The organism is Rhizobium sp. BK376, from assembly GCF_004341625.1.
Lineage (GTDB): Bacteria > Pseudomonadota > Alphaproteobacteria > Rhizobiales > Rhizobiaceae > Rhizobium.
The window spans coordinates 1-13,175 of record NZ_SLZG01000052.1 but is presented as its reverse complement, the minus strand read 5'-3'; the positions used below and the strand labels follow the sequence as shown (position 1 = coordinate 13,175).

Annotated in this window: 11 protein-coding genes and 1 pseudogene; 9 read left to right on the top strand and 3 right to left on the bottom strand. The window is 55.7% G+C overall.

Features of this window, described 5'->3' with window-relative positions; all coding sequences use genetic code 11:
* The 3 genes from EV561_RS35575 to EV561_RS35565 form a co-directional block, all read left to right on the top strand.
* A partial coding sequence (locus EV561_RS35575) for a transposase (protein WP_207910664.1) occupies positions 1 to 344 on the top strand: 344 nt, incomplete at its 5' end.
* A 1,307-nt stretch (positions 345 to 1,651) separates the two neighbouring features.
* Entirely contained in the window at positions 1,652 to 2,398 is a 747-nt protein-coding gene (locus tag EV561_RS35570; protein WP_132528570.1) for an outer membrane beta-barrel protein, read from the top strand.
* 241 nt (positions 2,399 to 2,639) lie between these two features.
* Positions 2,640 to 2,993, top strand: a complete 354-nt coding sequence (locus EV561_RS35565; protein WP_165928042.1) for a metalloregulator ArsR/SmtB family transcription factor — start codon at positions 2,640 to 2,642, stop codon at positions 2,991 to 2,993.
* A 679-nt stretch (positions 2,994 to 3,672) separates the two neighbouring features.
* Here the strand turns inward: EV561_RS35565 and EV561_RS35560 are convergent.
* A complete protein-coding gene (locus EV561_RS35560) occupies positions 3,673 to 3,918 on the bottom strand; it encodes a hypothetical protein (protein WP_188080187.1) in 246 nt (81 codons plus the stop codon).
* A 416-nt stretch (positions 3,919 to 4,334) separates the two neighbouring features.
* On the opposite strand from EV561_RS35560, the gene EV561_RS37500 reads away from it, so the two are divergent.
* Complete coding sequence (locus tag EV561_RS37500) at positions 4,335 to 4,508, top strand: hypothetical protein (RefSeq protein ID WP_165928041.1); 174 nt, start codon at positions 4,335 to 4,337, stop codon at positions 4,506 to 4,508.
* Positions 4,509 to 6,300: 1,792 nt separating this feature from the next.
* On the opposite strand, the gene EV561_RS35545 is transcribed toward EV561_RS37500, so the two are convergent.
* The gene (locus EV561_RS35545) at positions 6,301 to 6,678 is read right to left on the bottom strand and encodes a helix-turn-helix transcriptional regulator (RefSeq protein ID WP_165928040.1); all 378 of its coding nucleotides are present in this window, start codon (positions 6,676 to 6,678) and stop codon (positions 6,301 to 6,303) included.
* Positions 6,679 to 7,995: 1,317 nt separating this feature from the next.
* Here EV561_RS35545 and EV561_RS38290 point away from each other — a divergent pair.
* From EV561_RS38290 to EV561_RS35525, 5 genes and pseudogenes are all read left to right on the top strand, one after another.
* Positions 7,996 to 8,205 (top strand): annotated as a pseudogene (locus EV561_RS38290) (hypothetical protein); the annotation flags it as partial.
* A 671-nt stretch (positions 8,206 to 8,876) separates the two neighbouring features.
* Positions 8,877 to 9,155, top strand: coding sequence for a hypothetical protein (locus EV561_RS35540; RefSeq protein WP_132528565.1), 279 nt, complete (start codon positions 8,877 to 8,879; stop codon positions 9,153 to 9,155).
* Between the two features lie 30 nt (positions 9,156 to 9,185).
* Positions 9,186 to 9,485 (top strand): hypothetical protein, encoded by a 300-nt coding sequence (locus EV561_RS35535; RefSeq protein WP_132528564.1) that lies wholly within the window; start codon positions 9,186 to 9,188, stop codon positions 9,483 to 9,485.
* Between the two features lie 322 nt (positions 9,486 to 9,807).
* On the top strand, positions 9,808 to 10,089 hold the full coding sequence (locus EV561_RS35530; RefSeq protein ID WP_132528563.1) for a hypothetical protein: 282 nt from the start codon (positions 9,808 to 9,810) through the stop codon (positions 10,087 to 10,089).
* A 482-nt stretch (positions 10,090 to 10,571) separates the two neighbouring features.
* Entirely contained in the window at positions 10,572 to 10,946 is a 375-nt protein-coding gene (locus EV561_RS35525; protein ID WP_132528562.1) for a hypothetical protein, read from the top strand.
* Positions 10,947 to 12,214: 1,268 nt separating this feature from the next.
* Here EV561_RS35525 and EV561_RS35515 read toward each other — a convergent pair.
* Positions 12,215 to 12,916, bottom strand: a complete 702-nt coding sequence (locus tag EV561_RS35515; protein WP_132528560.1) for an IS6 family transposase — start codon at positions 12,914 to 12,916, stop codon at positions 12,215 to 12,217.
* Positions 12,917 to 13,175 lie beyond the last annotated feature (259 nt).

Here is a 13,175-nt window from a genome sequence, read left to right as displayed (position 1 = left end):
CCGACGCTCCGATCATCCGCGTGGTGATGGACAACCTCTCCACCCATTCCGCCGGGGCGCTTTACGATGCATTTCCTGCCCCGGAGGCTCGAAGGGTGCTGAAGCGGCTGGAGTTCCACCACACGCCCAAGCACGCAAGTTGGCTCAACATGGTCGAGATCGAGATCGGTGTCCTGCGGAGCCAATGCCTCGACCGTCGTATCGACAGCAAAGACACCATAATAGACGAAGTCGCAGCCTGGGAGCAGCAACGCAACGCCCATGGCGCAAAGATCCAATGGATGTTCACAACCGAAAATGCCCGCCAAAAACTCCGCAAAGCTTACCCTGTCAAAGAGTCATAATCTCTGTGGCCTGGTACTAGATGGTTCCCTTCCTTTTTGTTGATTCGGGCAAAGGAGCTGCCAATCCAGTGCCTTCGCGGTATATATTCCCGACAGTATCGACCCGGACCGCCCTGAAATTTCGCCACTGGATTCTCTGGCCGGGGATCCCCATCTCGATAAAGTCAAGTTTCGTGAGGAGGCCGTCATGGGAGAGCCTGCCGAACCCGCCGACACGAGACCTTTTGTCGAGATTCTCGTACCGGAGAAATTCTATCGTGCGGTGATGATCTGCGATTGCTGTCGTAGACCGAAGAGCGCAAACGATTTCGACGAAGAAGGCTTCGGGATTTGCGACGAATGTCTGCGGTCCGACGCACTAATAATCGATCCCGACAACACGACGCGAAAATCGTGATACGCCGGATCGATAACCTCGGCGCTGCCTCGAATGCGGATCAGCTGGCGTCGCCGCCTTCTTCTTCCTCGGACATCACGACAACATCCGCATTCGCCGACAAGCGAAAAGGCTGCTATCGCAGGTGCTTGTTTGATGCCGCCGCTTACCGCTCGGGCTCTATCGATACCTAAGCGGAAGAGATCAGATTCTCTTCCAGTCGAGCTGAGAGATCCGCAATAGTCAATCTTTCGGTCGAAAGCGCGATTGCAACTGCGGTCTGCACTGCGGCACGTCCTTGGACATCGTTGACATTACAACGCCTGGTTTCGCACCAACCGCGGACGGCATCGGTTACGATATCGATCTTTTCATCTGGCAAGCTCAAAAGAGGTAGCAAAGACATCAAAGTGCTCCCAAGCTACACGGACCACGATAAAAACTAGGGGAACTGCTCAGGCTTGCTGAGCCGACCTGCGGGAATGTAATTCTGTTGTACCGAAATGCAACCCATCAAGAGCGGCACCCCGCCCCAACAAAGACATGCACCGGGCGGGCGGGCTGGACTTCAAGTGCTGGTCTGCGAGCATGCCTGATGGAAAATTAGTCGGCATTCTCGAAGAGATCGAGGGACCGCGCCGGCAGTCGCGGTCTCGGCAATCGTGACAACCCATTTTGCCATATGTGCTCGCGAACAGGCGCCCCAGCTTTTTGAGGCGCGATCTGCCCGAATGGGTCTTAAAGTTTGGCGGACGCATTGTCTATCGCGGGGCGTCTATCGAGTGGCACGACAGCAACAGTCTTAGGGAACGTGACGACAATGAGTACGATTTGTCCGCCTTAATTCGATCCCCGCGGAGCGCAAACCCTATCTCAGTTTCGTAAAGCGCCTATTTGAAAGCCCCGATCGGGCAAGCTCCAGGATATCAAAATGAACAAGTTTCTTCTCGCCGCCCTCATCTCCACGTCGCTCGTTTCGGCAGCGTCCGCTGCAGACATGGTTCCCCCGATGACGCCGCCATCTGCTTCCGACAACGGTATGGGCTTCTACATCGGCTCGCTCAGCTCGGTGAACTTCCTAAAGCACACGAACTTCGATGTGGCGGGCCTCAACGTCGACACGAAATACGACACGGGTTACTACACCGCCCTTCGCGCCGGCTACAACTTCGGTTCCTATGGATTCGTCGCGCCGCGCGTCGAACTCGAAGTCGGCTACGGCAGCGCCTCCGTTGACCAGCATCGCATCAGTGGCTTTGGTGCCATTAGCGGCATCGACTCTTATGGCGATGCCGACACCATCCAGGGCTTCGTCAACGGCTACCTCGATATTCCGCTTGCCCCTGCGGGCCAGACTGGCGTCCTGTCGGTCTTCACCCCTTATATCGGCGGCGGCATCGGTGCGATGAACGTCAAGCTCCGCAAGCAGGGCATCGGCGGGGCTGGAACCCTGATCGATGACGACGACACGGCGTTTGCCTACCACCTCGACGCTGGCGTCGGTATCAACCTGCAGAGCGTTTTCTCGGGCTCCTCGCTGTTCGAAAAGACCACTCTCGATGTCGGCTACCGTTACACCGCGGCCGACAGCCTGAACTTTACCGCGCGCGACGGTTCGTCGTCGAGCACGGATTTCACGACCAATGCGGTTACCATCGGACTGCGCAAGCAGTTCTGATCTGACGTCCGCCCGGATGCCCCCGATCTCTTCGGGGGCATGACACAGACGATTATTTCGCCGCTGCCCGGGAGGCAATGCGATTGGCCCGAAAGTCGATTTTTCGACCCCCGGAAATCTTTAAGATCGTCCTGCGTCTTGTCTAGTGCAGTTTCGGCCAGTTAGGGTGCGAAAATGCGGAATCGCTGTAGTGATTGCGGTTGGCTACCGTCTAGCAAACGACGCGTTAAGGGAAGTGCATGTGATCGACATCGATGCTTCTTCGACACTGCTGGCCGCAGTCGCCAATCCCCATCGCCTGACGATAGTTCTCCTCCTCTGTGAACGAGAACTTTGCGTCACTGACATTTACGAGGCGATAGGCCTTGATCAGTCGGCCGTATCCCAGCATCTGAGGAGGTTAAGGCACGCGGGCGTTGTCAAAACGCGCAAACACATGCAGCTTGTTTTCTACAGATGCGAGAATGTCGCCGTAAAAAGTTTGATTGATACGTTAAAAGAACTGTTCCCGTCCCTAGAACCTCCTCGGCTGCGGAATGAGGCAAACATCGAACTGCGTGCAACAGTTCATGGCATCAGTGCGGTCAGATCCTGATCCATTCAGCTTAGGGTTCACCAGAAGAATTAACTCGCTTCCCAGGTCTGGCCTCGGCCGCGGCCCGACTGCCCCGCTGCAGTGCGGGGCCTTTTTCTATGGGGATTGTTCCAGACTGCCGACGACTGACGCTAGACCGGCTCTAGGCGTCGCTCCGCTTTTGCGAACTAAGTGCGGAGCGCCCGCTCCGGCTCATGCCCAATCCGTCGAGCCGGAGGTGTATAAGTCACTCCAACTGTAGGTGCGACCGCGCCCTCCTCACGCGTGGAGGACGGGGAGGCGCTGTTGCTCTCAGCTTCGGTCAGGCGCTCGAGCAGCTGTTGGAAGCGGCCATCGGCATCCACAACCTTATGCTGAGGAAGATTTTGTACAGCGCGCCGGACGGTCGGATCGAACGCAAATCCGGGGATTGGACCTGAAAAAATTGTCATAATGATTCATCGCAGCTCCGTGACGACCGACAACGCGCTGGATAGGCATTTGGTTCGACCGGGCGACATTTGCATTCGTAACTGTGATCGTGGCGAGTTTCGAAACGCGTGCAAGGGATGGTGGCCGATATCGAAAGGGACTCGTCTGCGCCGAGTCCCTTTTCGAACACGGTCGCGTCGAGATAGGCGGTGGCAAGGGGATAGGTCTGGACATCGCTCCACAGCAGGCGAGGGCGGGCAAGCGGTCGCTATTCCGTTGGGTAGGGTTGACCTTGCTGCGGTTGAAAAAGCTTTTCGCCGGTAAAGGACGGAGCCGTGATGATGCGCAAGCGCATCTGATGAATGAGTTCGAACATTTCGGCATCGCTGTGATAGGCCGTGTCCGGGATACCATAGAGACGCAACGCCTCCGGCGTCGATCCGCCGCTTTGGTCAAGCGCAGCAACGAAACCCGGCTTGCCGGTCATCTGATCGGACATCTGCTGAAGGTCCATGGCCCTCTCCTTGGTCTCATTAAGGCGCCTATCGTCCTGCCTGAACATGACGAATAAACTACTCGGGGTCGCTTCGGGGCAAGCCTTAAATAGTCTTACTGAAGTGGCGTAGTCAAATTCGTTCTATCAACGTTCTGTCTGTGGGGGAGATACCTAATTTAACCATCCTCCAGAAGTGGGAAGTCAGGCGACTTCTCCATCAACGATGCGCGGCTTTCTCGGCGTAAGCGGTATCCGCCAGGCCTGCTGAGCAACGACCCCTCCGAAAATATGTCGCCGCTTCTCGCAGAGGGAAGTAGGGGCCTATCCAAATGTGGAGATCACGAAATGTTGAATTCCGGAACCACACCGACGCCCCGAGGTTTTTCAGATGGGATCGCAGAGGCGATCTCGAATTAAACCCAAGGAGAAATGACATGGCAAATCAGGGCGGCTCGCACGAGCAACACGTCAAGGCTGGTCAGCAAAGCCACAAAAACACTGACACCAAGCAGGCTTCACCTTCAAACAATCACCAGCCTTCGGGAACTCGTGGCGGTTCCCACGAGCAGCATGTGAAGGCTGGCCAGCACAGCCACAAGAATAGCTGAATGTCTGATTCGGCAAGAGAAAACCCGCCTTCCGGCGGGTTTTCTTATTAGCAAATCATCTTCGGCGATCCAGTATGTGATTCAACTGTTCGATTGTGATCCCGCAGAAGTGGGGGATTGGCGGGGGCGCATCGTTGCTGCCGGGCGAGGATACCCCCGACCGCTAGCGCGTTGCGACCTAATGCAGTCCTGAATTCGTACCTGTCGGTCGTCGTCTTGATGTCTCCTAAAAAACCTTGGCACGGTGTGAAAATCTCCAGGTGAAGATGAGATTGCTTCGACGTTTTCAGGGTTCAACAGGGACCGGCGGCTCCTGGCGAAAATTTCTGTCGGCGCCGGCGAACGATAATGCCAACCGGTCAACGAAGTGTCTGTTCGGGATAAGCCGCGCCAGCTCTAAAGCCTGACGAACGTTACTCGTCTCGATTGCATGCCAGCTCCTGTCCATCGCATACGCCGAGAAGAGCACCGGGAGGCCAACATGGCCGTAGTAGAAAGACACTGCTTTTCAGCCGCCTGTGCATCTTGACCCGCAACCTCCTTCATGTAGAGCGCTGCAATCAGACCTGTTCGGTCGGATCCGGACTGGCAATGGATAAGGATCGGTTTCGGAGCCACCGCCATGAGCGCGATGATCCGACCCGCGCGTTCAGGAGAAAGCATTTTCGAAGCTGACATTTTGAAATCCAAATGTTCGACCCCGAGGTCCGCTCGGGAGATGATTGATCGGCAGTTAATGTTCTATTCTTATACTGCTGCCGGCCGTGACGATAATGACTGAAGAAGATTTTTGCAGGCGGTTTATCACCCAGATAGAATTGTTGTGTTCCGACGGACGCAAGCCGTTTGGATTGGTCCCGCGCTGGTATGCGGTGGTCGTTGCCTCAAGATATTGGCGGGAATGCGGGCAAGACGGCATGTCGCCCGAAGAATGCGCCATCGAAGACTCCGCCTATTGGGAAGACGATCGCAGGCCATAATCCGACCTCAAGAGGGCGAGGTAAACCTAATGGCCGCCTGCTTAGCCGATCCAGCCGAGCGCTTTGGCGATTTCGATGATGGCCCAAGCGAGCCCGAAAACCCAGATGAGAGCGATAGCGGCCATCAGCGCTATATCGAGTAGGGCTCTGAGCATGTTGTGTCGGATTCCAATCCCAACAAAGGCCCACCTGGCCGGGGGCGGGGCAGACGGGCCTGCTGGAAACCGTCAGCATGACGACAGAAGTTAGATACACCGCCGGCTTTCGATTTGCTTTGCGATTTGGCACGGACTGATATGCGACAATCGCAATTGACGCTCGCGACAGCAGCAACAGCCGCTGGCGATGACGATTCGATGCCATTCAAGTTGTCGCGGAATCGCCAACACAGCGCTCAACGTTCGATACGCTACTTCTAGGGAGCAGCATTTTCGATGCCTCTAAACGCGGCATGCACCTCGCGGCCATGAGAAAGAGAGGTGAGCGCCAAAAGACCAGCATGACCAAAGTGGGGCGGGGCGAGCTGCGAGGCCCGCGAAAGGATCCCAATTTTGAAAGAAAGGCCCGCAGGATAGCGGGGCAAGGCAGGCCGAGGCGCGAGTGTCCGTAGCGCCGGGCCGGCCTACAAAGGGGCGTAAGCGAGTCTCGAACTAGGGAACTTCAGGTTTTGTTCCCAAAAAAGACCGGCGGAAGGAAGGCATCGTTTGGACGATCTTCAAAGCTTTCGATGTCGTGGCATTGGCAAACTAGTAACGGGCGAGTAGCAAGTTACCAACTGGATTCGATTTCTAGCCGCGGCAAAAGGGCGGCTTCTAGGCCGCTGGGTTTGCGATCGCGACGATGAGCTGCAGGACCGCCGCCCTGATGGCAGGATTTGTTATGGCGATGAACGCCCTCGTAAGGTGCATGCACTCCGACGAGGATATGAACTTCATTGCCTCCGCAGAAAGCCGTGGATCTGACGGGGATGATAAGTCCGATGCTTGAAAGAACACGGCTGGGTTTGTGCCAAGCGCACTTGCGACAGCTTGCAAGCGACTGGCGGAAATTCGGTTCCTGCCTTTTTCGTATTTCTGCACCTGCTGGAAGGTGGTGCCAATTGCGTTGGCCAAGGCCTGCTGGGAAATACCTGACGCTATACGCAGTTCACGAATCTTGGCTCCGACAAGCGCATCTATGGGATCTGCCACTGGCTGCCTCCTGAAATGCCACTGAATTTTCACGCAGCGGCGACTGGGGCCTCGGCGTGAATGGCCCGCATAATTGAATGCGATGAAATTCCGGCGCCTGGCCTTTTGCTCATCTAGGTATCATTGTGAAAAGGAAAACCCATAGCGCAGCGACGTGTCGCAAAGTTGCTGGCAATCTTGAAGGACGCGACTACGATTCACTGAGTCCCGCGGAAGCGATCTGAACCTCTACTTCGCGACACTGATGGGCAGCTGCGCCCTGCGATCTGACGACAGCAGATCCGATATGCGAAAGACGGGCGAGTTACCAAAGACTTAACCCACTGATTTTCACCCGTAACATTTCGAGACGCTGTTGCTGCCGCGCAACGTATTCCGCTTTTCAACTGCGGTTGTCTCATTGGGATTGGCGGCTCGCTTGTCTGACAAGTCGAGCAAGCGCAGAAACGCGCAAGCGACGGCGCAACTCTATCCCTCCATCAGGAGTGCCTGACAAAGGACGCCCACAGGGTCTGTGCTTGAGCTGTTGTGGATCGGGATGCCAACAGCGCGCATGACAATGCTACGAAACGGACCGCCGGCCAGCTGCCAGAGCGCCGTCGCCTGCCTAACCGAGCCAGCCGAGCGCCTTTAAAATCTGTACGAGGGTTCAGGCAAGTCCGAAGACCCAGAAAATGAGGATAACAATCGCTGCTATGACGACGGATTTGATCATTCGCATAGGGTTAACAGAATTCGATTGACGACGGTGAAGGAGCCCCGCCCGCAGAGAAGGCCGCTGCCAGAGCTCATCTAATCTGGCAGCGGCCTTCCGCCAGATTGCCCAATCCAGCGTTGCAGACATATCGTGAAACGGAAGTTTTAGGAACTTACCATCGAGCCGGAGGGAGTTACGATATTAAAGCTTGATATTCAACGAAAATTCACGACGCCCGGCAGTTCGGACGTCCGATTGCCTCGACGCGAATTTCTTCCGCGCAAGCCCGTGCATAATCTCCCACAGCTTTTGCTCGACAGTCCGCGATTTACGATGAGCTGATATGAGGCATTTGCGATTGACGTCCCTTTCTCGCGTCCGCGAGATTCCTCTTCAACGGTTGGTAATATCTAAACCGCCCGGATTTCTCCGTCACAGATGAGACTGCCCCTCTGATCGACCGGGCAAAACCGTCAACCGTGGGACGTCGATGTTTCCATCAAACATTATAACAGATTGTGGGAATCGGTGAGCCAGGCACGGGGTGATCACTGTTGGCGTGAGTGGAGCCATGCTCTGCACACGTAGGAATGTGAGCAAGTTTCAACGTGCCACCTACGGAAGGGACTGCACGCCAAGCCTTTGTTGAGGGCGACCGTCGCTTTGCCGTGCTTTCGGCGAACATGGCGGAGGCAATCCGCATCAATGCCGACGAGTTGGCCCGCGACGATGTTCATTAGCCCAAGCGTGTGCTACAGCAGGCGGCGGCCATGATCTCGCAGTTCAATGCCGTGCATCCCTACCGGATGGCCAGCCACGCAGTCCACTAGCGATGTGAGTCGGCCAGGATTCGGGCCGCCCGCTCCCCGAGCCTATCGACTGTTTAAGTGTGACAGCAACTCCCTCGATCTCCGCTGTTCGGCGGAATTTATCTTTAGATTCGCTCCCCTCTCTCAAGCATGCCGAGGCGGCATGTTTTCGTCTGTGCAGGGCCAGAATTCGCAAGCGTCCCCGCTGAATCGGTAGGGCGACCAACGGTAAATATTCACGAGGAGCTGGTCTGGAAACTCTAGGGCCCGAGGATGCACCGATCGTCAAACGAGCGGCACGCATCGAAGATATTGTTGCGTGCCAACCCACGTGCTCTACCGATCGCCGGGCTCGAAGATAAGGAATCCGAGTTCTTTCTTCTTCAACCAGCCATAGGAGGCCCCACGGTTTTATTTTAGGTACCGCACGTTCATCGGGAGACACGGCGTCAATTTCGGTGGGCCCCCTCGCCAGTATCCGTATCGTGCCTGTAATTTCGCGTTTTATCACCATATTCGTCGCTCGACATCGTCGCGAGGGCGCCAGCCATCGGCCGTTGACGCGGAGCCACGGCGATTTTCTTGTCAGGGCCTTGAACGGAAATTCGTCTTTTACCAAATCAGAGGGACCGGCCCTGACCGCCGGCACTCTCAAATTTCGACGAACACATCAGCCAAGACAGGAGGTTCCAATGGCACAGGAGTGGTTTGAGAAGCCCGTTTTCGTCAGGAAAAACTATCGCACGTATGGAAGTGCCTTCAAGGCAATATCGCCGTTTCGCAAGAAGGTCGCTGCCTTCCGGATCGCAATGGGGCATCAACCTCCAAGACGGCGGTCCGCCGATCCCATGGAAGATATTTCAAACCTGATTGCAGGAGCGTCGCTCCTCCTCAAGATCCTATTCAACGTGATCTTTTGGAAGGCAACACACAGCGACCACCCGTCCGACGCGACGCTCAATTGCCAATGACTGCGGGTGAAAGAGATGAGGGTTGCACCGATGAAGTACACATCGATCATTCGTCAAGCTGGGAAAATAGTATCGCTCTCGCTTGCCATATCTACGGCAAGCCTGTTGACCAGTGCGGGTGCGCAAGCTGCGGAGCCCCATGTTTTGAATATCCCTGTCACCCTGATCGACTTTACCTGCGGCGATGGGATGCATTTCGACTATAAACAGGGCTGCGTTATTGACGCTCCCAAACTCAAGAAGGAAGTCACACGCGCACGAGAGGATCGACGGATTCGGCCATCGACAGACCACTCGAAGGCCAGACAGACGACACAGACCGAGATCTAAGACGCTTGCGATTTTCGTCCGAACTTTCCGCTGGGCGGGTGAAGCCGCCCAGCACTGTCTTCGAGCAAGTGCAAGATGGTGGCAGGCTCGGTCGGGGAGCGATCGCCTTAGCGCTGATGCAGATTCCCTCCTGATTGCTACGTGGCTCGCCCACGCTACTGATCGTCCTGAAATCTCTGGGTCGTTCACTCATCGTCGCAATAATATGGCAATTGGGTGGCCTGCAGATGACTGGAAGCGGCGATTCCTGCATCTATTCGCCCTCATCGGGTATCATCAGTTCTTCGAAGGCTAGAGACGGTAATTTCAGGCGGAGGTAAGTATGTGGGGCGCAGCGCTTCTTGTCGTTCTCTTGTGGGCAGTGGTCACGGCTCTCGCTGATGGGGCTGTGGGCGGCCTGTTGTTTGCGTTGGCCGCCTCAGTTGCGGGCGCTTTGATCGGAGCTCAGCAGAAATGGAGCGAACATGCGATCTATGCCGCCCAGATGACGGGGCCGGGATTACTGTTATTGGCGCTTTTCGCGTCCAGCCTTATCGACCGTGTCGCCCGCCGTCGCGAACGTTCTTATATGCGCAGCCACGATCGCAGCGACCAAATGATGTGACTGCAAGAAATTGCTCGGCCGGCGAACTGTAATCGGCGCGCTGAGAGTTGCGTGCTTCCGGCCCCGTGATGAGAGGCTCCACCTGCCCTGGTCTTGAGATCATCATCGCTGCCATCAACTTTCCGTGTCCTTAGCACCCAGCACGGATCCTTTTTGGCTTTGCCACAAAAGTGCCGCTGTTCAGCAAATCCTTGAGGTCGCAGCAGCGCTTTTCGGTTGAGAAGTGAGGTTGTTGATTTTTGACACGAGCTGGAGATTGTTATGGAAAGGCTTTGCACTCTCCTCATGGGTTCGGCCATCGCCCTTATGGCGTATGGCAGTGCGGTTGCATCCGAGCGAACGCACGAGTTGATTGTTCGTCTTAGAGACGGTTCTGTTGAGCACATACGCTACTTCGGTGATCAACCGCCAATGTTAGCTTTAGCGGGGGTACGAGCAGGAATATCGTATCCGCTGATGACGATATCTTCGCGTCGCCTCTCATGGATATTGAGCGGATTTCGGCAGCGTTAGACCAGAAGCAAGCAGCAATCATGCGTATGGCTATTCTTCCGGGAATGAGCGCAGATCTGAGCAAGCTGCCCAGGGGAGCGACCGGCTATTCGATCATAAGCACAACATCAGGGGGCAAGACCTGCACGACGCGTCTACGCTACTTTGGCAATGATAGCGATCAGCCCCGCGTGGAAAAGACGTCATCGGGCGACTGCGATGTGGGACACAAATCGAGTGCAAGTGCGGTCAAGCCCGTCGCGCCGCGTCGGCCTGCCGCTTTGCCTGTGACTGGCAAAGCAATCGAAGCAAACTATCGCCGGGATAGCAAGACGAAGACGGTGGAGACAGCTGGTCTTTATTGACGCGAGGATGAGCCATTTGCACCGGCGGTATATGACCGCCGGTGGCCCGCTAATTGGCCCCGTGCTGTCACAAGTTTGCTCTCGCGAAAAGCGGCGTACAATTGCATTAGTGCGCAATGGGCGAGAGTCGCGCTTCAAAGACAATTTGGTGAGATACTCTGTGTGCATTCCAGCTTATCGCAGGCGAACGCATCTTTATGCGTTCGCCAGGGCCGTGCAACGTGTTCTTTCAGCAAATCGACGACAGAAACGAAGCGAAATTCTGATGACGCCGGCCACGATCTTACGGTCAAATGTACAGATGTCGCCGGGAACCTGTAATTCGATTTCCGCTTCAAAGATCGCCGCTCGCCCGCCGAGACTTCGCCTCTCGTTTTCGCTGATATTTCACAGTCTCCGCTCGACAGCCTTGGCAATTCCGATCATAGCCCAAGCGAGGCCGAAAACCCAGACGATAGCGATAGCAATCATCAGCCCTATGATCGAAGAGGGTTCTGATCATGTCTTTTCAAGAACGCTGAAGAAAGAAAGCCCGCCTGGCCGGGGGTAGGAACAGACGGGCTTAGTGAGAGCCATCAGCATGAGGGCAACTCCTAGATACTCCGCTGCTCGTCGATTCGCTTTGCGATTTACGATGAGCTGATATGAAGCATTTGTGATTGACGTGCCTTTTTCGCGTCCGCGAGATTCTTCTTGAACGGGCGGTGAGGCCGTTTCGGCCTTGAGCCGGTGGAGCGCCGAGATTCTGCACGCTAAAATGAAGGCGACGGACTGGGCTTCAGAAGGCGCACAGAAATTCGCGCCTGCGATGAACCAGCAATCTCGTTCCGCGTTCACCTCTACCACGGCGTACGAGGATGACCCATGGACAATCCAAAAATTGCGAGGGTACAAATTCGGCTTCCTGGCGAGGGTGCTTATCGCGAATTGACGTCGATAGAAGACTTGGATGACGCCTTGATGAAAGAATGGCCTTTCGAAGGATCCTCTCCGGCTCGATATCGGGCTCGGGTCAAGTGCCTTGACGCTATGAATGGGCTTTGCGGGCCGGAAGATGCCAGGACCGCCTTTATAGCTGCATGTCGTGAGGCAGGGATCGACTTTGTCTCCTGATGGTCTGTCTGCCTGAAATGGCGATCCAAATTTTAGCGTCTTTCAGAAGGCTTGCGCTTACACCAGGATTTTGGTGGTCGCGGTGAAGCTGCTGCGGGGCACCGTAAACTTAACGTCGGTTAGGCGACGGGATTCCTCCCTGCTCAATCTGCCGATTATATGCGAGCGATCTCCGGCCACGTGTTCATAGCAGCGGCGCGTAGTTGGCGATGATGGCTGGCGGAAATGTCGTGGCGAGGGATGTGGAATAGGTTGGCAATCGGATCGTGAATGGAGATGAAGCGCTGCAACTGTCGCCGTGACTTCAAGCGCTTCATGACCCGCTCTCGCTGTCGCACTGACTGATGGGAATTCTCCGCTCGGTTGTTGAGGCCCTTGTGGGATCGATGCTCGACGCCCGGCATGACCTCTCGTCTTGCGGCGTCATAGGATCGGAGCTTGTCGGTCACCATCACACGTGGCGCACGGCCTTGGCCCTTCAGCAGCTTACGCATCAGGCGTTTGGCTGCCTTGGCGTTGCGGCGGCTTTGCACCAACCTCTCCAGCACAAATCCGTCCTGATCAACGGCGCGCCACAGCCAATGCGTCTCGCCTCGGATCGAAATGACGGCCTCGTCGAGATGCCATTTATCGCCGAGCCGGCCGCACGAACGTTGACGGATCTGGTTGGCGAAGGTGCGGCCGAATTTCTCTGCCCACAGCCGGATCGTTTGATGCGAAACGATGATCCCTCGCGCCGCCAGCATGTCCTCGACCATACGCAGGCTGAGCGGAAACCGGAAATAGAGCCACACGGCATGGGCGATGATTTCGGCGGGAAAACGATGCCGGCGGTAAAGAGGATCTCGGTCAGTCATGGCCGAGCATCCCACATTCAAGTGCATGCTTCGTCAAGTTGACGATACCTCTGAAATACCGTAGCATGTCCACCTTGGATCAGCACCACACCTTCATGACATCCGGCTAATTTTGGCCTTGCTTACAGAACGGGCCACAGGGATCAAGGCTAGATGTAAAGTTCGAGACTGCAACCATATGCTGAATCTGCTTGTCCTGAAAACTAAAAGTTGACAAGGTGCGGCGGTTGGTCCATATATCCACCGTCGATATTTGCTT

Excerpts from the sequence above, each read along its gene's own strand:
- EV561_RS35570 (WP_132528570.1), top strand. The coding sequence starts at position 1,652 with ATGAACAAGTTTCTTCTCGCCGCCCTCATCTCCACGTCGCTCGTTTCG.
- EV561_RS35560 (WP_188080187.1), bottom strand. The coding sequence starts at position 3,918 with ATGGACCTTCAGCAGATGTCCGATCAGATGACCGGCAAGCCGGGTTTC.
- EV561_RS37500 (WP_165928041.1), top strand. The coding sequence starts at position 4,335 with ATGGCAAATCAGGGCGGCTCGCACGAGCAACACGTCAAGGCTGGTCAG.
- EV561_RS35540 (WP_132528565.1), top strand. The coding sequence starts at position 8,877 with ATGGCACAGGAGTGGTTTGAGAAGCCCGTTTTCGTCAGGAAAAACTAT.
- EV561_RS35535 (WP_132528564.1), top strand. The coding sequence starts at position 9,186 with ATGAAGTACACATCGATCATTCGTCAAGCTGGGAAAATAGTATCGCTC.
- EV561_RS35530 (WP_132528563.1), top strand. The coding sequence starts at position 9,808 with ATGTGGGGCGCAGCGCTTCTTGTCGTTCTCTTGTGGGCAGTGGTCACG.
- EV561_RS35525 (WP_132528562.1), top strand. The coding sequence starts at position 10,572 with ATGGATATTGAGCGGATTTCGGCAGCGTTAGACCAGAAGCAAGCAGCA.
- EV561_RS35515 (WP_132528560.1), bottom strand. The coding sequence starts at position 12,916 with ATGACTGACCGAGATCCTCTTTACCGCCGGCATCGTTTTCCCGCCGAA.